Source organism: Acinetobacter sp. SCLZS86 (assembly GCF_021560715.1).
Taxonomy (GTDB): Bacteria; Pseudomonadota; Gammaproteobacteria; order Pseudomonadales; family Moraxellaceae; genus Acinetobacter; species Acinetobacter towneri_A.
Genome location: NZ_CP090864.1, coordinates 995483 through 1017962, shown reverse-complemented (window position 1 = coordinate 1017962; position 22480 = coordinate 995483). Strand labels below are relative to the sequence as shown.

The following is a 22480-nucleotide window of genomic DNA, read 5'->3' as shown; positions in this document are numbered from 1 at the left end:
TCTATTTTTTCTGTAGAAAAACTGCTCGTTATGGGCAGTTTTTTTATTTTTGCAGATGAAATGAATATTTATAACGCAAACAATCCATTTCTAATGATGAACGTGTTGACGACTTAAACTTTCATCCCTAAAATGCCCCACAGATTCTCCAATAGCTCAGTCGGTAGAGCGACGGACTGTTAATCCGCAGGTCCCTGGTTCGAGCCCAGGTTGGAGAGCCAATCTATTCTCCCATAGCTCAGTCGGTAGAGCGACGGACTGTTAATCCGCAGGTCCCTGGTTCGAGCCCAGGTGGGAGAGCCAAGATTTTAAAAATCCCACGCAGCATGACGTGGGATTTTTTTGCAATTTTTATCGTTTTTATAGTGAATAAGATGTTCTAATCGAATTGAACAGGCCTCACTCTCCCCATAAATTAAAATTAAAACCATACAGTGAAGATCGGGCTATCCCCTCTTGTGATGCCTCTATTTTTTCGCTAACTTAATAGGTGCATCAACAACAATAAAACTTGAAAGCCCATGCAAGCGCCTTGGTTAAAATCCCTGATTTTTTGGACAATTCTAATTGTGGTGATTTTTTCAATTTTTCAATGCACACAAAAATCTGAAAGCAATAAAACTGCTGCGACACTCATGTACGAACGTCTATATCAATGCAGTCGAGATCTGAACGCACAACAACAAGCCACTTTAAAACAAATTCAAAACCAAGTGAAAGCAGAAATGACCCAGCAAGAGATGCTGGAATTAATTAATTTATGTCGCAAAACTAGCCCTCCACAAACACGCGAAGATTATATAAAAGCCATTCAAGCACTCTAAAAACTGCGTTAAAACAAAGCTAGATGATTATTTTTAAAGCAGTTAATCTATAATTACGGTTTTTTTTCAATTCTGACTTGACCAAAAACAGATAGACACATAGAATGCGTGTCAGATTCTCCCATAGCTCAGTCGGTAGAGCGACGGACTGTTAATCCGCAGGTCCCTGGTTCGAGCCCAGGTGGGAGAGCCAAAATTCTTAAAAAACCCACGCAGCATGACGTGGGTTTTTTTATTCCTGCTGTTTATTTGGGTCTAACGGCACCGCATCATCTATGTTTGAATCCAGTCAATCGACTTTCTTGCTTATTGGCAGCTTGGCTAGCCTTGCCCTGTTTATCTTAATTTTTAAGCCATTATTTTTCCCCAATAAAAGTTTTTATCCCAAACCGATTATGACTGCTTTTGAACGCAAAATGTTTATGCGTTTAAAACAGGCTTTTCCTGAGCATCACATCTTGGCGCAAGTGGCATTTAGCGCATTAATTACTAACAGCCACTATAAAATTCGTGCGCTGTTTAATCGTAAGGTGACTGATTTTGTAATCTTAAATGCAGAAATGCAAGTCATCGCAATTGTAGAGCTAGATGACCGCAGTCTTTTCCTAATTGACCAAAGTTGTCAAATTGATTCTTTATAGATTTTTCATTGACATAGTACATTTTTTAACCTTTAATTTATTTGACAATCGTCATGGATGGAACATTCTGTGAAAGTTAAATACCTTAAGGATTATGATCACTCAGACACTTTAGATATTGCTAGCCGTTACTGGCTAAAACAAGAAGAACAGAAGCTTAATAAGCTTACTGCACTAGTAGCCCTCTATTGCGCGTATATCGAATGTTTGAAGGGTACATCGAGTCAACACTCAATATTCAATTTAACATCGTCTGCTGCACTGGAGGATCATGTAGAGTGCTTTATAGGATTTATCTACACTGAAATAGATACAAGTAATTACAACAAATACCACTATAGCTATGAAGTTCAGTTAGTATTCAATAATCTAGCTTTATTTCTAAATAAAAGGAAAACTACAATTTTCCTTTCATTTAATACAATAAGTGAAGACGTAGAACATTGTATATTTCTATATAAAAATACTGAAAAAAATATAGAAAAAATTGAATATTATCAAGGTTGGAGCATTTGCAGCAATGATAAGAAAATTATGAATCTAAATATCAGTATTATTTACGATGCATATGGAAAAGAGTTCACACATAAATTACATCAAATAATGATAACTTATGGAAAAAAAATAATATCAACCACATTGTCAAAAAAAATTGGATATCTAGTTAGCTTATTTAGAATTTTAGTTCTAGTTTATCCAAATATTAAAAACTTACAGAGGGCAATGTCTTCAGAGTATGCATTTGAAAGCATGCTTATTATTTATAATTTATGCTTAATTGATGCAAAAATAAAAAACTATAATATTGGTCATTTTCACGGAAGATGGAGTCGTATGGTCGATATGTACAGCTTATTAGTCAACTATGGAATATTTCAAGAACCTCTCACAGAAATACTTAGGCCAATCTATAAAAATTGTACAAATAAAAATACTACAACAAATGTGATAAAAAACAATAAACAACAATTATTACATAATAAATTAGTAACACAAATTCCACTAAGCTATACAGATAGTGAGGCTAAAGAATTAATTTTTATTAAAATAATTAATGAAATTGACCATATAGTCTACTGTTCAGAATTACTTAGACAAAAAGTAAATGAAAAATATGATTATTTTATTGAATGCAGCAACAAAGGAACTATTAAAGTAAACCAAAATAATAATTTAAGAAACCCTGTACCGATAGGAACTATAAGTAAAAATAACACATTTCGTACTTTTTATGAAACTCCCTTTAAACACAAAGACATTAAGAATTATTCAAACTTTCTAGGTATATCAGGTTTTAGCAAGGAAAAAGATATCATTAAGGATGAAATTTTTTATTCAAGTTATAATACATTATATCCTTTACTTATACTATTAATTAATCAACATCCCGCGATTACTGAATCATGGCTACTGAGTTGGAAATTGTATGACAATAAGAGTAATGTAGGTCTTTTTAAAATTGGGGAATCTTGGTATAGCAAGTCTTTCAAAAAAAGAAAAGGAGTGAATCATGCTGAACAATTAATTAAGTTAAATTCTCAATCGGTAAAAATAATTGAAGACATCATAAGAATTACTAGCATAGCAAGAAATTATTTAAAATCAGAAAATAATAAAGATTATGAATACATGCTATTAGCTTCAAGAACTGCATTTACAGAACCAAAAAGAGTAAAAAAGATTGAAAATGGTACATGTACCACACTAATTAATTGCTTAAAAAATTCATATGAAATAACAAGTTATAGAAATAGTGAGATATTACTTAATAATAACGAAAGTAAACATATCTTTCAAAATTTAACCTTAACAAGGTTTAGAGCAAGTTGTGGTGTACGTGTTTACTATGAAACAATGTCTGTCAATAAAATGAGTATAGCACTAGGTCATGAGGAATATAACCCTAGTTTGATAGATTCATATTTACCAGATGCTCTATGGAAATTTTACACAAATAGATGGATACGAATATTTCAAAATGCTCTAATTTATGAATCTATGAAAGAGTCTATTTATTTATTTGAATCAGTAGACTTCACTAAAGATGAACTTGATAAATTCATAAATAATCATGCATTCAAAGACATGCCTCATCATATTGAAAAAGGATTTCATGAAATAAATATTGAAAAAAAAAATAACAACGATAAAAATAGTTATATAGGTATTTATTTAATAACAGTTCCTCTTCTACAAATTTTTCTGGCAGTTAAATACTTATTTGAGGAGACTTCTCACAATGAAAAAGACATAAAGAAACATTTAAAATGGTGGTACACAAGTCATACGCGCCAACTTAAGGCTTAAACTGTTGAAATATATTATAATTATCGCTTGAAAAATAAAAAAGGTGGTTGTATTTATTAATGCGCTAACACAAAACACAACCACCGTGGCGTATCATGATTCATTTTCAACAGTTATTACAAGTACTTCCTTCAAATATTGAACAAATGGCGATAAATTGTAATGCTTTTCAACGGGCTAGAAAAATTAAATCGCCTTTAGAACTGTTTAAATTACTTATGCTGTATTGTGGCCTCGATTTGTCTTTAAGAGCATGCGCTGGAAAATTCACTGAAACTTATTCCGCAATCAGCGACGAAGCCGTAAAAAAGAGATTAATATCTTGTGCTGACTGGATTAAATCACTTTTAAAAGAAACTCTTACCACAGATCATAACCATACAGAAGGCGATTTAAAATTTATAGCTGTAGATGGCTCTACCGTTCAGGAACCAGGTGCGACACAAACGAGCTATAGACTACATCTCGGCATAGATTTGATGGATTTAACGCTCACTGATGCTGTTGTTACAACAGACAAAGTTGGCGAAAAACTTCAGCATTATCAGCTTCGTGAGGGTTATGTCTTTGTGGCTGACCGTGGCTATAGTCGAGTTCAAACCATTATGCCGACAGTCGATCAAGGCGCTGATGTCATTGTCAGATATACACCGAACTCCATGCCTCTCTATACATTTAATTCGAATAATCAAAAGCTTAAGATTGATTGGCATCAGCAACTTATATCACGGTCTGAGAAAAATCAGGTGATTGAGTGTTATATGATTTTAGGCGATAAGAGGATCAAGGGTTATGTCCATGCGATAGCTAAAAACACAAAAGTTGCAGAGAATGAACGTCGAGAAATGATGACCTTTGCTAAGAAAAATGGGCGAAAAGTCAGAGCTCAAACACTTTACTTAACGAACTGGATGCTGGTATTTACAACGATTCCGCCGCAGGTTCTTAGTACGCTTCAAGTTCAAAATATTTATAAAGCCAGGTGGCAAATCGAACTATATATAAAACGATTAAAAAGCTTGCTTAACATAGATTTACTAAGGGCTAAAAAAGACGGTAAATTAGCTGAGGTTTATTTACTCGGAAAGCTACTTTACGCAGTTTTAGTAGAGAAAATCTATAAACAACATTATTTTAATCATGGTGTTAGTTTACTCGATAAAAACCGAAACTTAAGTCCTTGGCGGCTAATTCAAGACTTGAATGATCAGATTAAATACAGTTTGTTAGCAGAATATCCAAGCTTTGAAGCCAATCTAGCAAGCAGTATTAAAAGTATGTCGGAGCGGCCTAGGAAGAGGAAATTACAACGATTTACAGATGATATTTCAATGTTATTTAGGAGGCACCAGAGTGTATGAAATATCATCAACATGGCTTAAGTTGGCGCGTATGGGTACACAAGTGCGAATTATGTAATATCTCAGATTGAAGAATCACAAAATAATTTACAACAATGCTTGTATTTGACTAAAGACATAATAGAAATGTATAAAATAGCGAAAAACAACCCAATAAAGCATCAAATAATTGAAGGAATATTTACAAATGATCGTGGATAATGCATTAAAAGAAATTATATCCGACATTAATAAAAATATTGAAAATATGTCAATAAATGAACTTATGCTATTAAAGAATGAGATGATAAAAAACCCTAATAACTATGAATTAATTGAAAAATCTTTTGAAAAAACATCGACCATACACAATTTAAAACTATCAGATGTAAGAAATCCAGATTGGTTTTATAATAATACTAAATTTGAATCAAATATATGGATGATAAAAATAAATAAAAAAATAACAACGATCAACTTCAATAAAATAAAGATTGATAATAATATTAAACTAACAGAAAGACCAAAAATTCTAAATACCTTCAAATACTGGCTTTGCATTCAAAGCCACCCTATTTACAATAATGGTTTTTTACTCAAAAATCAAACAATAAGCACCAACTTAAGTAATATAATACACTTCATAAACTCTATTTTAATTAACTCAAAATATTTAAAATTAAGCAAGTACAATTTAGAAAAAGTCAATGAAGACTATATTGTTGACTATTTAGTCAATATAGCAAACTATGGTAAAATAAATGCATCAATAAATTATTATAATTTAGTTGCAGAGTTCCTAAGAGAAAAGATTAAGGAAATAAATTTAAATGATATATTAGAATTTGAAAAAGAATTTCCTTTTGTTAATAATCACAACCATAATGATGAACTTGACTTGACATTAGAAGAGCTAAGAAAGTCTAAATATTGGCTTTATTTTAATAAAGGTTACTCTACATATAATCCCAACAAAGTGTTAACTAATTTTTTCATTAAATGCTTTGAGAATAAAATCATTGTTTTTAACCAGCACCCCATTACTTTACATCAATTAAACTTAATTAAGGATAAATCTAATACAGAGTATTTATCTCTTCCTTGTAAGACTACAGATGAAGAAAACTTTTCATATCAAGATATTCAATCTCAAATAAAGAACTTAAAGAAAATTGTATTTATCCACTCTCAAAATGATTGTGCCCAAATAAATATTTCAAACTTTAATACTATAGGTGTAAAACGAATAAGTAAAATAACCCCTTTAAGAGATCTGGGGCGATTTGCAACACTACCTGCTGAGGTAACTTTTAAAGCAATACATGATTCATTTGAATTTATTCATAAATATTTAGATATATTACTTGATACTATTATTAGATATTCTTTATTCATAAAGAATAAAGAAGGAGATTTCAAAGATTTCTATAACTCTCCAGATTTTCCTGACACATTAAAGAGCATAGGTATTAAAGAGTTAAAAATACCTGATGATGAAAATTTTTTTATAAATTTACGAATGAATCATGGATTTATAGATTTTTACAATATTCTTTTAGGGTCCATATTAGTTGCATTAGGTGCAATCACCGCTAGACGCATCTCTGAAATTATTGATCTACAATCATTAGATTGCTTATTGCCTAAAAATGTTGATCCATTTACAACAGAACATAAAGAGTTTGAGGTTATATTTGATAATCGAAAAAGTGGTGTTGGTGGCATTAATTTTCATCGTGAAAAGATGGCAAGACCTATACCAAGCATAATAGCAAAAATAATTTATAAACTTGAAAAGTTCAATTCAGTAATTTTAGATAATAATTTATCTAAATTATCAGATATTAATTTGGTTAATAGATATTCTTATGCTAGAAACACATGGTCAAAGTTATCTCATTCAACTTATGGTAACTTACTAAATTTATTTTGTGATTATTTTCAAACAAAAGTAATAGAATTTACCCCAAATGAATATAGAAGATATTATATACGACAGCATCAACTTAGACGTTTTTTTGCAATGATGTTTTTCTGGTCAAAAAGCTTTGATGGTTTAGATACATTACGCTACTTCCTTGGTCATACAGATATTGAACATTTATATCATTATATTACTGAACCTTTAACAGGTAGCGTTCTAAATGGCGTAAAATCTCATACAATTTCTGAAGCTTATTTAGGAAAATCAGGCCCAATTGTTAAAAACATTGAAAATTTGCGTGCAGTATTAATAAGTCATTTCAATGTTGATGACTTGGAAATAATAAGCGCAAACAACTTTAAGCTGACAAATAATTTATCAAGCAAAATAAACTATCTTATAGATGAACATATAATTGACCTTCAACCTAGATTTTTTACCACCAAAGACAAAAAAAATAATACAATCCAAGAATTTGAGCTAATATTAATAATTAAGGATGATTTATGAAAAAAATTGATTCTCTTGAAGTTGAAAATTCAATTCAATCTGAAATTGACTTACTTCAACTTATAGTAAAAAAACCAAACAATTATATTAATGACAATACAATAAAATATGCTATTTCATCTCAAAAAAATATGGCTAAATACTCTAATAATGACTATGGCATTATCTCTCTATCACTAAACTCACACAAACTTTATGTAAACAAGTATGCTAATATGACTTATAATCAGTTTAATGAATTGAGAATAAAAGCATTATTTTCAATCAGTAAAATCCCTGCAACCAAAAAGAATAAAATTGAAGAATTAAAAGCAGAGAATAACAACTTAAAAATCAATAACTTAATCCTTATAAAGATCATATATGATCTAAAGTCAACAATTTCAAATTTAGCTTTAAAAACCAATAGCAAATATACAATTGATGAAATAAATAATAAACTAAAACAATTTGAAAAATTATTAAACCATGCTAATGAGGTTTATTTTCATGAAGAATAAAAAACTATATTCAATGGTTATTAATTTTTCACTACCAAATTATATCTCCACATCCAAACAAGATATAAAATTTTACAATCTTGATGCCTTACCCTTTTTATTATTCCCTAATGGAATCCCATGCTATGAAGCTAATTCATATCTTATTTATAAATTAAAATTTGGTTATTCTGAAAACTATAATGGCGGCACATATAGAATATTTGCCAATCATTTGAGTCATTTTATCAGATTTACTTTTTATTGTAAGGAAATTGAAAATTTCTCTCAATTTGATGATAATTTATTTTCTGATTTTATGGATTATTTACAAGATGATCCTCTTGTTCGTTCGAATAATCAAATTATAAACATTGCTTATCAAATTATAGATTTTCTTTTTTTTATTGGGGAGCTTTATAATATTAATAATTTTATTGGAATTGGTAAAAATAATAATATAAATTTAAGTAATAAAAATAAGAATGTTTATAGAGATAATAACAAAAAAAACTCTAACCCTAATTATTTTCATTATTCATTTCCTCCTCCTTCACCTAAACGAAAACGCTATCCTGTTTCCCTCGATGATTACAATAAGCTTCTGAATCATATAAATAACTCTGACATTGAGCCCCTAAGACATAGAAACTTATGTCTTCTCCAAGCACTTGAAAATACAGGTGGTAGAAGATCTGAAGTCTGCTCTATATCCATGAATTCTTTAAGATCAGCTTTAAAAACTGATTCAATCTCACCTTTGCTAGAAATTATAAATTTAAAAAATAATCGTTTAACAAAGACACGGGAAATTCCTGTTTCAAGAACTTTTTTACTGAATTTACGCTTTTATGTTCAATACTATAGAAATCCGATACTTCAAAAAAAAGGCATTAATCATGATTATATTTTTATTTCCCACACAACTGGTCATCCCTTACAACCAGATACATTAACTACTTATATGAATAATTGGTCCAAAGATGCCAATCTTTCCTCAAAAGTCTGTGCCCACATGTTCCGTCATAGATTTATTACAGAAAAATTTAAATCTTTAATTTTAGAACATGAATTATCGAATAGCGATGAATTTCGTAAACTGCTATTAAATACTTATCGATTAAAACAAATTATGCTTGAATGGACTGGTCACAGATCTATTACATCTTTAGATACATATATAAATTTAGCTTTTGATGAGCTTTCTGAAATCGATGAATTAAAAGAAAGAATTCTTTCAACCCCTTCTAATCATGTGATTAACACACACATCAATTTTTTAGAAAACTCTTTAAATAATAATCTTCCGATTGATCCTATTATATTACGCGAACTTATTGATCAACTTAAAAAATAAAACAAACTCTTAAATAAAGTTAATTACTTAATTTAATATTACATAACAGGTTCATTATATATAAACTATTCTTGTACAAACCTGCCAATATACCTTTATTTTACAATAGCTTTCTCAAATGAATTGGCCTATACCTAAACTGGTAATCCTCCCATAAATAACCGAAGTTAAAAGTAGAGGTTAAGCAGCCATTAGAGGTGGCTTTCCTTTGTTAGCTTGATGTGGTCTTTCATGGTTGTAATGCCACAACCAGTTTGTTGCATAATCTTGTACTTCATACAAAGTATCAAATAAATGCTTGCTCAGCCAACTATAACGTATGGTCCGATTATAGCGTTCAATATACGCATTCTGCTGTGGCTTACCCGGTTGAATATATTCAATACGAATACCGTGCTCAGTAGCCCAGCGCACAAATTCGTGACTGATAAATTCGGGACCATTATCGCATCGGATCACTAACGGTTTTTCTCTCCACTCCAGCAATTGATTCAACGTACGAATAACCCTGATTGTGGGCAATGAGAACCCTGCTTCAATGGCTAGGCCTTCGCGGCGGTAATCATCAATCACATTCAATAATCGAAACTTGCGACCATCGGAAAGCTGATCATGCATAAAATCTAATGACCAAACCTAATTTTCTCGGATTGGTTCTTTCAATGGTTCAGGCGCATGCCGTTTTAGTCTTCTTCTCGGTTTAATACGCAGATTCAGTGCCAACTCACAGTAAATGCGGTAAACCCGCTTGTGATTCCAGCAGCAACTCTCAACATGCTGTAAATACGAGAAGCACAAATCAAAGCCCCAATCGGAATTTTCCTCAGTGAGTTCAATGAGCTGTTCAGCAATGAGTGCATTGTCATCGCTGAGTTTGGCTTGATAGCGGTAGCAGGTTTCACTAATGCCAAATGCTTTACAAGCCAAACGAATACTAATGGCATGCTGGGCAACTGCCTGTGAACCATATTGCCAAGAAGAACGCTTACTTCAATGGTGTTTGCAACTTGGTTTCAATGGATCCATGCTCTGCTGAAACTCTGCATCAAGCCATAGATGTTGGTGAAATCTGGGGCGTAGGCCGAAAGCATTCCAAGAAGCTCAACAGCCTGGGGATTCATTCAGTTATGGATTTTGTCTTGACTTCCCCTGTGATGATCAGGGACCAATTTTCTGTAGTGATGCACAGAACCTTATTGGAACTCCATGGAATTGCTTGCATTGAACTGGAACATACGCCACCAGCCAAGAAGCAAATTATTGCGAGTCGCTCTTTTGGTCAACGCATCTACCATATTGATGATCTCAAGGAGGCTATGTCGCTATATGTCATGGATGCGGTTAGCAGACTGAGAGATGATAATCTGTTGTGTGGTTGTCTGATTGGTTTCGTACAATCAAACCCATTTGATAGCTCAAAGCCCTTCTACAACAAGTCTTTATCCTTGGCTTTACCAGAACCTACCGACAACTTATTGCTGCTATCTAAACTCGCTACAGCGATGATTGATGGCCTGTATGCCAAGGACATTGCCTTCAAGAAATGTGGCGTGATTCTAACGTGTCTCGAACCAAAGGCAAGCCATGTATATGATATGTTTACCGACATGAAGCATATCGAGATCAGTGACGCTTTGATGGATTCCCTTGAAGCGATTCATCTTAAGTATGGCAAAACCAAGATTGCCTTGGGCGCAAGTTTAATGCCGAACAGAACATGGAATATGTCACGAAATCGGCTAACACAGAACTACTTTAAATGGGATCAACTGCTAACAATTAAAGATTAATCCTTAAAGCTTTCATTCAATGCTTGTTGTACTGCATCAATGCGTTGCTTACAGCTTTTATAAGCTGCCATGGATTCTTCAACAACTTTCATCAGGTTATCAATGTCCGGCTCCTCTTGAGACTCTAGAAGCTCAGCATTCTTCTTTAAGATGTCATAGCCTTCTTTAAATGTTAGTTGTTGTTCACTCATTTGGTTTCACCTGTAAAACTTGTGTATTGATTAAACCATCATGTAATTGAATCGCCAAAGTTTGATCCTTGGCTTGATGAATGGATGTTATAGCCTTCCCTCCACTACGAACGATGGCATAACCTCTAGCCAATACATTTGTAGGGTTTTGGATCAGCGTCATTCGCATCAGCGTTTCCACATTAAGCGTTGCTCGTTTCAATTGTTGCTGAGCAAAGTAATGGACATTCGTCTTCACTTGGTCAGCTTGTTTGCTGGTTTGATTAAGTTGTGCCTGAGCCATAGATTTGGTGATTTGCATTAACTGATCATTTTGGCTTTGGTACGCTTGGATCTGCTGCTGAGAGTACAGTTGGATGGATTGAATGAAAACCTTGACCTCATCTACACGTTCAGCAATATGGTTTCTAATACCGCCAATCACTTTACTTGGTGTATCAAAAGATCGATGTGCAATTTCATCGAGAATGGTCTTATCTCGTTCATGTCCAATACCAACCCAAATAGGTACTGATCGTTTGCAAAGCAAAGCAGCTAGATCGTAATCATTCAAGTAAGCCAAATCATTGACAGCACCACCACCACGAATGATGACAATCAAGTCAGGAGGTGTTTTGTATTCATTGGCCCACTGTCTTAATCCTTGGCTTAAAGAAGCAATTATACTTGCTGCTGCTGTATTACCTTGAAATGTTGCTGAGTGATAGATGAATTCACAGACCCCTGCTTTATACAGAATATCAGCATCCTTTCTAAAGTCTCCTAATCCTGCAGCTTGTTCAGGTGCAATGACGAGAACCTTGTTAATGTCAAATGGTGTAGGGAGTTTCTTATTCTTGTCAATCAAGCCATCTTCTGTGAGTTGCTTTACGATCTGTTGGTAACGTCTCGCAAGATCACCGAGCGTAAAGCTTGAATCAATGTCTTCAATGTTTACTGAGAACCCATATTGTGGGCTAAAGCTGGCTTTGACTTTAATCAGAATATTCAGGTCCTTTGACAGCTCCATTCCACTTTCGTTCTGAAACTTGTACAGAAGCTTAGCTGCAGTGGACTTCCAAATGGTTCCTTTACAAGATGCAATGACTTTATCAGTGCCCTCTTCTTTTTCAGCAAGTTCTAGGTAGCAGTGACCACTCTTGGTGTTCAGGCTTCTAATTTCAGCTTTAACCCATACAGGATCACCAAAGGCAATCTTTACGATCTCTTGGACTGTTTCGAGGTATTCACTGAGGGAAAGCTGTTGATCAGGCATACTTAGTTTTTATGAATTGTAATTGTCAAAGACTATAGAAAGTTTGGCTTATAGGCAAACACCTATAGGTTATGAAGTAATAATGCCACTTCATGTATCGCAAGTCATGCCGGTTAGGGCAGTGACGATAGAAACCAAAAAAGTGGCTAACATTTCAACTAAAGGTCTTCAATGGCTACTCGAATCCTGCCTTGTTGTGCACGAGATTCGACAAGCTGATTCAGCTCTGCATCTTCTCCTTGGTTCATTACTCGATACACAGTAGCTACCCCACAACCAACAGCTTTCGCAATTTCCTGCTTAGTCATGTTATTTGTAGCAAGCAACTCCTTGATTCTTTTGTGCTTGGCTTCATTTGGTTTCTTACCTGATGGTTTGTACCCTGAACGCTCTAAACCCTGCTTAATACGTTCAATACGCTTCTCATTGTCCAAGCGAGCCATAGTCGCCAGTAGGTCGATCAGCATGTTGTTAATGAGATCTAGGATCGAGCTTGTAATGCTGTCATTGGTTTGGATTAGTTGATGAGTAGTTGGAAGATCAGCAACTACTAAGCGTAGTCCCTTGTCTTTGATTCGACGCTTAAGTTCTTGGAAGTCTGCTTGGCTTAGACGGGACAGACGATCAACACTTTCTACCAACAGCGTGTCGCCTTGGTTTGCTTCTGTGAGCAACCTGTTTAGTTCAGGACGATCCAACTTCGTCCCTGAGAAATTCTCAATATAGGTAACCGATTCACCTAACTCGAGCCTTTGGTTTAAGTCATCTAATTGGTTTAGTGCTCTCTGTGCATCTTGATCTTTGGTTGAAGCTCTTAAGTAGATTCTAGTCGTCATGGTTTATCATTTGAGATTATTGACTATACTACAATGATACAGCTATCATTTAATCAACATAACAACTCTAATGATATTTCGTTGTAACTAACTGTTTCCTTATCATTCGGGTATAGTCCAATGATAGAACACTAGTCATGGTTGTAGGGGCAGAGCGGGAACTTTGCCCCACTTTTATAACCAATTTGAAACAGTTGTTACTTCAACAAAGGATGACCTTGAGGGACCATCATTTTAATTTAGTTGCTATTTAATTGCTGATTAGTTGCTATTTAGTTGATATAATATCCTAAAGTTTAGGATATGGATATTTTAATGAGCGTTCAATCGAGATTATCAAAAAATGCGTGTAGATTAATAAAAGCCGCGCAGTCCATTATTTTTGTTCGCTGGCAAGCAGACAGCGGGACTCAAAAAGTCGTAGCACTGGCACAGATGGCGGAATGGCAGCACCCATTGATTCTATGTGCTGGCGATGGTTTTTGGGATGCTCATGACTTTGACAAAGCAAAGCGTTCTATCAAGCGACACAACAAAGGCATAATTTTTATTGATAGACGCGATTTTATTTTTAACGATCCGTTAGAGCTATCGAAGCTATAGCAGAGCTGACCGCAGAAAGAAAAAACTATAGTCTTTTAATAAAAAAGCATGACTAAAAGCCATGCCTTGGGAATTCGTATAACGTGTAGTATGTTAATTTTAGGGAAACTTAATTCTATAGGTGATACCAATGGATAAAAAGATAGAAGAGAAAACTAAAGATATTAATGAAAAAATTCAAAAATTGGATTTAGCTATCCAAGAACTAATAGAAACTACAGACAATTTTTTTATTAATGATAAGTACTATGGAATTGAATGTGCTTTTATTTTAGACCATGCACTAAATATTAAAATGCACTTTTTCAACAAGTATCCAGCATTTGCACCACCTCACTTACGAGGAGTAGAAAATTATGATCGAATTATACATATTAGAGAAAATAATCCTGAAGATAAGCTAGAACAAATTTCTCCTCTTAAAGACTAAATTTTCTAATCGCGTACTTAGAAGCCCCTATTATTTAACATAATGGCTGTTATGCGAAACGACAGAGAGCTACCAGCTCTCGTTTTTTGTTATGGAAACTGCTAAAATTCAAATACGCCATTGACGTATAAAGAGTCCATGTTATTTATTGAAACCAGCATCTTTACCAAGCAAATTAAAGACCTTGTATCTGATGAGGAATATCGTCAACTTCAGCAAGATCTTTTGGTACAGCCTGAAACGTCCGGTGCTTTACAAGCCTGAACGATCTGCTGTTTAAATTCAGCACAGTATGTTCTTCGTTTTTTCGCAAGAGATGCGATGGATGTCTGATGATTTGTAGTCATAAATTTAAGTCCCCACTTGTTTCTAAGTGGGGACTAAATTAAGGCTTATAGGATGAATTCAGAAGGTGTGTTCAGCGGACGCTTACCAATGATGCCCATCTAAAATTATTCAATTATTTGAAAATCATTGAGATCTGCCTGAATAGATTTTGGATTATTTGCATTTACAAATTCTGCATTTGTATACAACCAGCCTATTTGACCTTGCTGATTAAAGCGTTTATTCAAATATTTAAGGATAGGAGTATTTGAGAAAATCTCTTCTGAAAATACTTTAAATTCTCCTACATCTAGCGCTTCACTATCTTTCATAAATAATAAGCCATTTTTTTTAGTGGCAGATATATCTAAAGAGCTACTAACTAAACGATACCCATCTTTAGCCTGAGCATTTATCATATTTTGCAATGCTAAAGCGCGTTCAAGTTTTGTACTCTCTGTTGGATAGTCTTTGTATCGATATGTGTAGGTACCATTATGTTTACTACTATTTATACAAGTTGCTATCTTAGGTTGATTTTCTTTATTATCTAAAATTTCTACATGATTTCCTGTAAAGTATTGTTTAAATTGAATAATGCGACAACCTTCTTGACCTAATTTATTAAGTACATTTATTAATTGATTAGTGTCAACAAGTGGGGAAAGATAACCACTATCGTAAGTGTATGATGCATTATCATTTTCATTTTTTAAAAAATAGTCTTTAAAATTTAAGTCAGTAGAAGGCCTTACAGAATGAAGAAATTGGTATCCAGATTTTCCATTCTCATTAAGCTTACTTAACCATGAAAAATAGATATTGCTAATAGAGCTTGCAGTTCGATCAGACACAATAGCGGAGTAGCGAGTATTCTGATTAGCTAACTTCATATAGCTATTTACAGTTTGATTTCCATACACCTTATTATTGTATGCGACAATTTTATATCCTTTTTGCCCCATTTCATTAAGCTGAGATAGGAATGCAGTACTACTGGTTGAATTAACCGCATCTACATTTAAAAAATTTGCTGTTGTAATAAGGATCTTAGGTTTTTCTGCAGTAAATAATCCGATATTACTTTTTACATAACAGCGATTATCCTTGTAGGGGTTAGATATGGAATTCCTTTCTAACTTAATGTAAGCAGGATTATTACTAGTTGAATTAATAATACAAAATGAGTCATCATCTAAAAAAGTTAAGACTCTATTCTCTTCTGAGGTTGTGCTATATTTTTGATATTTAATAGGATAGTAAAAGAAGTTATCATATTTGATACCAGTTTGAATGTCTTTTAGTATTAGATCTCCAAGTAATTGATAACGCTTGCTAACTAATTCACCTCCACACGTTTTTAATGCTGAATTATATTGAGAATATTGGATCCCTTCATTACTACCTTCTACAGAATTATCCCCAGTTTTAAGAATTTCAATCTGAGCTAAACTACAATCAGAAATACCTAAATTAGATGAGCCTTGAATCCACTCTCCAGCCAATTTATCCGCTACTGTTGTTGGAGTTGGAGTTGGAGTTGGAGTTGGAGTTGGAGTTGGTGTTGGTGTTGGTGTTGGTGTATTGGAATTATCTGAGCTGTCACTGTTACAACCAACCAAAGCAGTAATTATTACAGTCACAAAGCCACTTATAATTATCTTGTTCATAATAAGCTACTCACTAGATATATTTTTCACAGAGATAGCCATCAAAATTCTGATAGCTATGTTATCACTATGGCTCCATTTTAAGAATTAATGAATTAAATGAGACTCTACCCATCCATTTCCATATTCTGTTGTTACTTCGATTAATCCATTTGAGCTGACATTACCTGCATAAATAATGTCAGAATTTTTAGAAAGCCTAGTTTTTACTTTGCTTGATTTATTAGACGTTTCATAAAGCGGTAAGTTGTTTAGTTTTGGGGTTAATTTTTGTCCTATAGTACGTTCAATATTTGTAGATGTTTCATTATTACCACGAAACTTAGTCATTTCTTTGGCTGTACCTGCTACTTCTTTGGTCGTTTCATTAATTTGACTTAAGGTTCCTCTTAGATCTCTTAAACTGTCTGCAAAGCCAGCATAAGAAGACGTTGAACTAGCAAAGATGGTTAACAGAAGAATCAGGGGTGAAATTTTCATCATACTTACACCTTAACGATGATTATTTAAATTTAATACTTTATCAAAAAATGCGAAAACTTCGCATTTTTTATGATAGAATATTTAATTAACAGTTGTAAATAGATGAACGTTAAATAGTAAAAAATTAAAAAGTCATAGATTGAGAGCCAGGTTGAGAGTATTTTTATTTCACAAGGAATACGAAAATTCATCTGATATAATTTGTGAGGTACTAAAAATAGTGAGAAAATTTCAATTAAAGTTCTATTGCTGTTGGTGTAATGACTAAACTTCCTACTAATGATGCTGAGTTTAATTTAAAGCAAGTGCTTGCACTCATGGATTATCTTAGCCAATGGTTAATTCGTTCTGGTGTTGGATATACAGAATTTTCAGCTGCTTTAAAACCAATTTTTTATCAACAGGCTCTTCAAGAATTAGAAAGGATTGATCAAAAGCCTACTATTTCTGCTATTAGTTTATTATCTGGTCTACACCGTAAGGATGTCAGTGCATATAAAGAGACAAAGCTGGCGGGTAAGCCTTTGACTGAAGCAAATATCTCTGAACCAATTAGTGTTCCTTCTCGGGTTATAGGTTTGTGGTTAGCAGAAGGCTGGGGAGAGTGTTTACCATTCAGTAGTGATGAAGAAAATAATTTCGAAATTCTGGTAAAAAGAGTATCTACTGAACGCCATCCTAGGTCTGTGTTAAATGAGTTGATCCGATTAGGCATAGTACTTGAAAAAGACGGTAATATTTTCTTGCAAAAAGGACAGTTTATTCCTGATCCTTCTTTACAAGAAGCTCGTAAAATTTTAGTTAAAAATTTACAATCCCATCTGGCTGCAGGTTTACATAATTTATTTGAAAATAATGAGCAAAACTTTTTAGAACAAGCTGTGTGTGCGGATGGATTAACAGAAGCATCTGTTCAGTTTTTACGTGATCAAAGTCTAAAATTGTGGCACGAATATTCACTACAACTACTCAAGCTAGCTTCTGAAAAATGTACAGAGGATGAAGGCAAGCTAGATGCTACTAAAACTTTTATATTTGGGGTTTATCAACATGACCGTGAAGAAAATGGTTAAGCTATTTTGCTTTAATATTTTATTTTTAACAATGATTGGTTGCGGACAGGATTTTAGTGTAGGGGGAGCTAGTTTAGAAGGTACAGGTAATGGGCTTCCACCTTCACCTGGTCTTGGGAATGCTAACGACAGCAATACTGATGATGTCTTTAATCAGGATCAATATACGTTAAGACTATCTGGGGCTGCAACTGATTTGTGTGGTCTAGTCGTTCGCGAAATTCAATTTTTGGATTTAAACCAAAAAACAGATTTACGTAAAGATGCATCATATGATCTGAAAGTTGATAAAGATAAAGGTATTCCTATAGAGATTAAATTATCTTTTCTTAATAATTATTCGGATAAAGTGATATTAGAATATCCTGATTGCAATGTGCCTTTAGATTTTTATAATACTGAAACAAAAGATCAATTATTTCCTGAGATGCAGTGTTCCATTATTAGAAAAGTTGAATTAATGCCAGATGAAGAGCGTATTTTTCAGCTAAAATACAAGTTATTTGAACCTGTAAAAGGAGTATGGCAGTTAAATAATCAAGTCAAAATTACTATCCCATCTGATGAACCAGAAGAAGAGTGTGGAGAATTACAGCTACCATTGGAATTGATAAAAAATAAAAATTTTAATTGATGAAAGAGAGTCTAGTCAGGACTATGCACCACCGTTTTGATACAATTAATCGTGTAGTGAATGATTTAGGTTTAAAGCTCACAGTACAGCACGCTTAAGGCTTTAAAAAATATAGTAAAAATGGGAGATATAAGCTCCCATTTTTATCGTTAAACATTGAATCCTATATGTTTTCCTGTTGGAAGCTCTACATCAATACGGAGCTTCCCACCCATTGCCTCAACATACTTTTTCATGGTTGAAATCTTTAAATCATTACCACGATTTTCTATTGCTGAAAGCGATGGCTGTTTTATTCCCAAAGTTTCAGCAAGCTCTTTTTGAGAAATTTCGAGTTCTTCGCGAATAAGATGAAGCCGATTTTCTAGCAGTAATTCATCTGCCATTTTTTGAATACGGGCTTGGCTCTCTGGAGAGCGGCTAGCTAACAATTCTTGTAGAGTCTTAGCCATTAGATTTATCTCCTAGGGTGGTGAGATTAAGTTGGTATTGTTCATCTGCAATATCTAGCATGTCTTTATAAAAACGCTTTTTACCGCCTTTATCAGCAATACATAGAACAATAGCCTGTCGTAAGGGATCAAATGCGAAGAACGCTCTTAGTGGTCTACCGCGATGTTGAACGCGCAATTCTTTCATATTGGTAAATTTAGACTCATACACAGCATCTACTAAAGGACGGCCTAAATTCGGTCCCTGCTGCTGTAGAACAACCAGGGCAGCCAGAACCTTCTCTTGTGTCGATTCATCTTGCTGTTCAAGCCACTGATTAAATAGATCTGTCGTAATGACTGTCCACATACTACAACCTAAATATAGATTATAGTCTATATTTTAGGGCCATTATGTTTGTTTTGCAAATGAGAAATGAGAGGCAATAAAAAACCCTGACATCCTGTCAGGGTTTTTTATAGTGCGATCTTTGGTAGCTCTGCTATTCTACCTCACTATCCTAGTGTTAGAACTTATCATTATTGTTTTTTGTTCCGGAACATCCTGTTCCTGTATGACTTCATCATAAGTAAAAAAACACAGATCCCCTAGCCGCAAAATCCCTAAATATCTGTGCGCCAGAGCGTACAAACCAGGATAAAAGTTGTCCCGGTTTTATCCGCAGAAATTGGGGATAATTTTTTCCCTGGGTATCTTATGTAATCAGGGAAAATCGCAAAACCGACTACTTTTTAAACAAATTTATTGGCAAGAACTATCAAAAATGATCACAAAAAAGCCGACTTGTTTCCAAGTCGGCTTTTCGGGTTTGCGTCCCCGTTCTCTTATAGCATAACTTTTTGAAATATAACACTATTTATTTTACTGTTATTCACCAATTAAAATGTCTATGCGATAAACCATTTAAAATGTCCTGTTTTTAACCAAAAGAGTCAAGCACAGGATTTAACTTTCTTTGTTCAATATCGGCTTTCTGAGCTTTACGGCTTGGCATATTTTTATTTGTTCTTGAACATTTATTCTGTTTTTCCAATTCTTCATGCTGCTGTTGAATATGTGCCAGAACTGCACCTAACCGTTTATTCTCAACAATCTCATTTTGCTGTAGCCCAGCCAATTTATTAAAGATGCTGTAGTTGAGCTTTCGGCCTTCATGCATGATGGCCACAGTGCCATCCGGGTACTCCAGAAATGAAATGTATTGCCCAACAAGCTTATGATTCAGCTCTATCGGTTCAAGCAGATAAATACACTTGTCATACGTGATGGTTAGGTTCTTCGTGACCTTACGCGGTTCCTGCCAGGTGAATATATCCTCCAGCTCAGCATCAGATTCCGTTAAAGATCGATGCAAGTTCTTTGGGTTTCTCGCACACTTGGTGAACTTCTGGTTGAAATGCTCAATAAAGCAGGGTAGCCAGGCATTGGCTTCGGCAATTGAACTGATGCCTTCCAGACGCATCTCTTTGATCAGACGGTCTTGAATGGTTCTATTCGCGCGTTCTACGCGACCTTTGGCCTGTGGTGAGTTGGCAAAGATAATATCAATGTTTAACTCATTCAGAATCCGGCCAAATTGCGTGATCTTGCTGTCCTGGCTCGATTTCTGGTTCACTCGGAAGACCGAATGTTTATCGCTATAAAAGGCCAGAGGCTTACCGTATTGTTCAATGTAGGCTCGGGTTGAAAGCATATAGTCGAAGGTCGTTTCCGCCTCACAGAAGCGCAGATGTAACAGCTTTCCAGTGGCATCATCGATATACACCAATAAACAGCACTTAGCAGCGCGTCCTTCGAACCAGTCATGATATGAGCCATCAATCTGGATCAGCTCACCGAAGCAATCCCGATTATAACGTGGCTGATATGGACGTTTAAGGCGCTTGGATCGCGGAATCCAGAGGTCATTTGCAGTCATCCAGCGCCGAAGCGTTTCTACCGGGATATTCAGGTCAAATATGCTGCTGAGCTTCTCATGGGCCAAGGTGGGTCCAAATCCCAGCAGATGTTCAGAAATAATGGAAAGACATTTTGATTTTAATAAATCATCATGGCGACGATGACCTGGTTGACCACGACTGGCATGTGCCATACCTGAGACACCATCTTGATTGAGCTTTTGTAATAACCGGGTAATTTGACGGGTTGAAAGATTGAGGATTTCAGCACCACGGACTTGGGTAATACGTTGATCTCGAACGTCTTGCAGAACAGCCTCAAATGCCTCAATATTGTTTCTGACCAACTCCATGGTTTCGGACCCACTTTAGCGCATGAAAAGCTCACCACTGTACATGGATTCGATCTTTCAGTAGAAACTCTGCGTTCTTGGATGATTGCAGCTGACTTATGGATGCCTCGATCCAAGCGCCTGAAACGCCCGTATCAGCCTCGTTACAACCGGGATTGCTTTGGTGAACTGATCCAAATTGATGGCTCACACCATGACTGGTTTGAAGGACGCGCTGCTAAATGCTGTCTGCTGGTGTTTATCGATGATGCTACAGGAAAATTGCAGCATTTACGCTTCTGTGAGTCAGAATCAACCTTTGACTATATGATTTCAACACGCTTATATGTCGAACAGCACGGTAAGCCTTTAGCATTTTACAGCGACAAACATTCAGTCTTAAGAGTGAATCAAAGCAGCAAGAAAGACACCAAGATTACCCAGTTTGGACGCGTACTCAGTACCCTGAATATCGATATCATCTTCGCCAATTCACCACAGGCCAAAGGCCGTGTGGAACGTGCCAACAGAACCCTTCAGGACCGTCTGATCAAGGAGATGCGTCTGGAAGGTATCAGCTCGATTGAGCAAGCTAATGCCTGGCTACCCTGCTTCATTGAGCAGTTCAATCAGAAGTTCGCCAAGATGGCTTTTAATCCTAAGGATCTACATCGGCCTATCACTGAAACAGCCGAAGAATTAGATGATATTTTTACTTGGCGTGAACCCCGCAGAGTCACGAATAGCCTGACGATTACTTATGATAAATGCGTATATCTCCTGGAAAACACCGAAGAAAATCAAAGGTTGATCGGTAAGTATCTTGAGTTCCTGGAATACCCGGATGGTACTGTAGCCCTCATGCATGATGGCCGAAAGATCAATTACAGCCTCTTCGATAAATTAAGTCAGCTGAATCAGCGAGAGATTGTTGAGAATAAACGGTTGGGTGCTGTTCTGAATCATATCCAACAACAGCATGAAGAACTGGAACAACAAAACAAACGCAATCGTTCTCAAAAGATGCCAAGCAGACGTGCACAGAAAATAGCAATCAAAGAACGAAATCTAAATCCTGTGCTTGACTTGGAATTGTCCATATAGGACATTTCTATTTGGTTAT

The 22480-nt window shown here is 34.9% G+C and carries 18 protein-coding genes, 3 tRNA genes and 5 pseudogenes; 17 read left to right on the top strand and 9 right to left on the bottom strand.

Annotation, left to right across the window (positions count from 1 at the left end; genetic code table 11):
* Window positions 1-145 precede the first annotated feature (145 nt).
* The 10 genes and pseudogenes from LZP46_RS04765 to LZP46_RS04720 all read left to right on the top strand — a co-directional run bounded on the left by LZP46_RS04765 (window position 146) and on the right by LZP46_RS04720 (window position 9382).
* Window positions 146-221 (top strand) — tRNA-Asn (locus tag LZP46_RS04765).
* 6 nt (window positions 222-227) lie between these two features.
* Window positions 228-303: transfer RNA gene (locus tag LZP46_RS04760), tRNA-Asn, on the top strand.
* A 218-nt stretch (window positions 304-521) separates the two neighbouring features.
* On the top strand, window positions 522-824 hold the full coding sequence (locus LZP46_RS04755; protein ID WP_236094827.1) for a hypothetical protein: 303 nt from the start codon (window positions 522-524) through the stop codon (window positions 822-824).
* Between the two features lie 117 nt (window positions 825-941).
* Window positions 942-1017 (top strand) — tRNA-Asn (locus LZP46_RS04750).
* A gap of 82 nt (window positions 1018-1099) precedes the next feature.
* Window positions 1100-1423: pseudogene (locus tag LZP46_RS04745) on the top strand (DUF2726 domain-containing protein); the annotation flags it as partial.
* A 111-nt stretch (window positions 1424-1534) separates the two neighbouring features.
* Window positions 1535-3772 carry a hypothetical protein gene (locus LZP46_RS04740; protein WP_236094825.1) on the top strand — a complete coding sequence of 746 codons (2238 nt, stop codon included), beginning with the start codon at window positions 1535-1537 and terminating at the stop codon, window positions 3770-3772.
* 95 nt (window positions 3773-3867) lie between these two features.
* Window positions 3868-5133, top strand: a complete 1266-nt coding sequence (locus LZP46_RS04735) for a transposase (protein WP_178319675.1) — start codon at window positions 3868-3870, stop codon at window positions 5131-5133.
* A 187-nt stretch (window positions 5134-5320) separates the two neighbouring features.
* Complete coding sequence (locus tag LZP46_RS04730) at window positions 5321-7546, top strand: hypothetical protein (protein ID WP_236094824.1); 2226 nt, start codon at window positions 5321-5323, stop codon at window positions 7544-7546.
* Entirely contained in the window at window positions 7543-8046 is a 504-nt protein-coding gene (locus tag LZP46_RS04725) for a hypothetical protein (RefSeq protein ID WP_236094823.1), read from the top strand. The genes LZP46_RS04730 and LZP46_RS04725 overlap by 4 nt, the downstream gene beginning before the upstream one ends.
* Window positions 8036-9382 (top strand): tyrosine-type recombinase/integrase, encoded by a 1347-nt coding sequence (locus LZP46_RS04720; protein ID WP_178319662.1) that lies wholly within the window; start codon window positions 8036-8038, stop codon window positions 9380-9382. Before LZP46_RS04725 ends, LZP46_RS04720 begins: the two co-directional genes overlap by 11 nt.
* Before the next feature lie 180 nt (window positions 9383-9562).
* Here the strand turns inward: LZP46_RS04720 and LZP46_RS04715 are convergent.
* A pseudogene (locus LZP46_RS04715) lies at window positions 9563-10342 on the bottom strand (IS3 family transposase); the annotation flags it as partial.
* A 2-nt stretch (window positions 10343-10344) separates the two neighbouring features.
* Here LZP46_RS04715 and LZP46_RS04710 point away from each other — a divergent pair.
* Window positions 10345-11172 (top strand): annotated as a pseudogene (locus LZP46_RS04710) (DinB/UmuC family translesion DNA polymerase); the annotation flags it as partial.
* Here LZP46_RS04710 and xseB read toward each other — a convergent pair.
* The 3 genes and pseudogenes from xseB to LZP46_RS04695 all read right to left on the bottom strand — a co-directional run.
* Window positions 11169-11363 (bottom strand): exodeoxyribonuclease VII small subunit, encoded by a 195-nt coding sequence (xseB, locus tag LZP46_RS04705; RefSeq protein WP_020753603.1) that lies wholly within the window; start codon window positions 11361-11363, stop codon window positions 11169-11171. The pseudogene LZP46_RS04710 and the gene xseB overlap by 4 nt on opposite strands.
* Window positions 11356-12618, bottom strand: a complete 1263-nt coding sequence (gene xseA, locus LZP46_RS04700) for an exodeoxyribonuclease VII large subunit (protein ID WP_020753604.1) — start codon at window positions 12616-12618, stop codon at window positions 11356-11358. Before xseA ends, xseB begins: the two co-directional genes overlap by 8 nt.
* Before the next feature lie 248 nt (window positions 12619-12866).
* Window positions 12867-13454 (bottom strand): annotated as a pseudogene (locus tag LZP46_RS04695) (recombinase family protein); the annotation flags it as partial.
* 303 nt (window positions 13455-13757) lie between these two features.
* Between LZP46_RS04695 and LZP46_RS04690 the strand changes: the two are divergent.
* From LZP46_RS04690 to LZP46_RS16300, 3 genes are all read left to right on the top strand, one after another.
* Entirely contained in the window at window positions 13758-14057 is a 300-nt protein-coding gene (locus LZP46_RS04690; RefSeq protein ID WP_227515244.1) for a hypothetical protein, read from the top strand.
* 130 nt (window positions 14058-14187) lie between these two features.
* Entirely contained in the window at window positions 14188-14487 is a 300-nt protein-coding gene (locus LZP46_RS04685) for a hypothetical protein (RefSeq protein ID WP_000358348.1), read from the top strand.
* 138 nt (window positions 14488-14625) lie between these two features.
* A complete protein-coding gene (locus LZP46_RS16300; RefSeq protein WP_256732323.1) occupies window positions 14626-14751 on the top strand; it encodes a hypothetical protein in 126 nt (41 codons plus the stop codon).
* Window positions 14752-14939: 188 nt separating this feature from the next.
* On the opposite strand, the gene LZP46_RS04680 is transcribed toward LZP46_RS16300, so the two are convergent.
* Window positions 14940-16484, bottom strand: a complete 1545-nt coding sequence (locus tag LZP46_RS04680; protein ID WP_236094822.1) for a PT dipeptide repeat lipoprotein — start codon at window positions 16482-16484, stop codon at window positions 14940-14942.
* 87 nt (window positions 16485-16571) lie between these two features.
* Window positions 16572-16967 (bottom strand): hypothetical protein, encoded by a 396-nt coding sequence (locus LZP46_RS04675; protein WP_236094821.1) that lies wholly within the window; start codon window positions 16965-16967, stop codon window positions 16572-16574.
* A gap of 260 nt (window positions 16968-17227) precedes the next feature.
* Here LZP46_RS04675 and LZP46_RS04670 point away from each other — a divergent pair, with 260 nt between their 5' ends.
* Window positions 17228-18040 carry a DUF6502 family protein gene (locus LZP46_RS04670; protein ID WP_236094820.1) on the top strand — a complete coding sequence of 271 codons (813 nt, stop codon included), beginning with the start codon at window positions 17228-17230 and terminating at the stop codon, window positions 18038-18040.
* Window positions 18018-18674, top strand: a complete 657-nt coding sequence (locus tag LZP46_RS04665; RefSeq protein WP_236094819.1) for a hypothetical protein — start codon at window positions 18018-18020, stop codon at window positions 18672-18674. Before LZP46_RS04670 ends, LZP46_RS04665 begins: the two co-directional genes overlap by 23 nt.
* Before the next feature lie 149 nt (window positions 18675-18823).
* Here LZP46_RS04665 and LZP46_RS04660 read toward each other — a convergent pair whose 3' ends face one another.
* From LZP46_RS04660 to LZP46_RS04650, 3 genes are all read right to left on the bottom strand, one after another.
* A complete protein-coding gene (locus LZP46_RS04660) occupies window positions 18824-19126 on the bottom strand; it encodes a helix-turn-helix domain-containing protein (protein WP_178319595.1) in 303 nt (100 codons plus the stop codon).
* Complete coding sequence (locus LZP46_RS04655; protein ID WP_178319596.1) at window positions 19119-19475, bottom strand: type II toxin-antitoxin system RelE/ParE family toxin; 357 nt, start codon at window positions 19473-19475, stop codon at window positions 19119-19121. Before LZP46_RS04655 ends, LZP46_RS04660 begins: the two co-directional genes overlap by 8 nt.
* Window positions 19476-20046: 571 nt before the next feature.
* Window positions 20047-21378 (bottom strand): ISNCY family transposase, encoded by a 1332-nt coding sequence (locus LZP46_RS04650; protein ID WP_236094818.1) that lies wholly within the window; start codon window positions 21376-21378, stop codon window positions 20047-20049.
* On the opposite strand from LZP46_RS04650, the pseudogene LZP46_RS04645 reads away from it, so the two are divergent.
* Window positions 21343-22461 (top strand): annotated as a pseudogene (locus LZP46_RS04645) (ISNCY family transposase); the annotation flags it as partial. The gene LZP46_RS04650 and the pseudogene LZP46_RS04645 sit on opposite strands and share 36 nt — an antisense overlap.
* Between the last annotated feature and the right edge of the window lie 19 nt (window positions 22462-22480).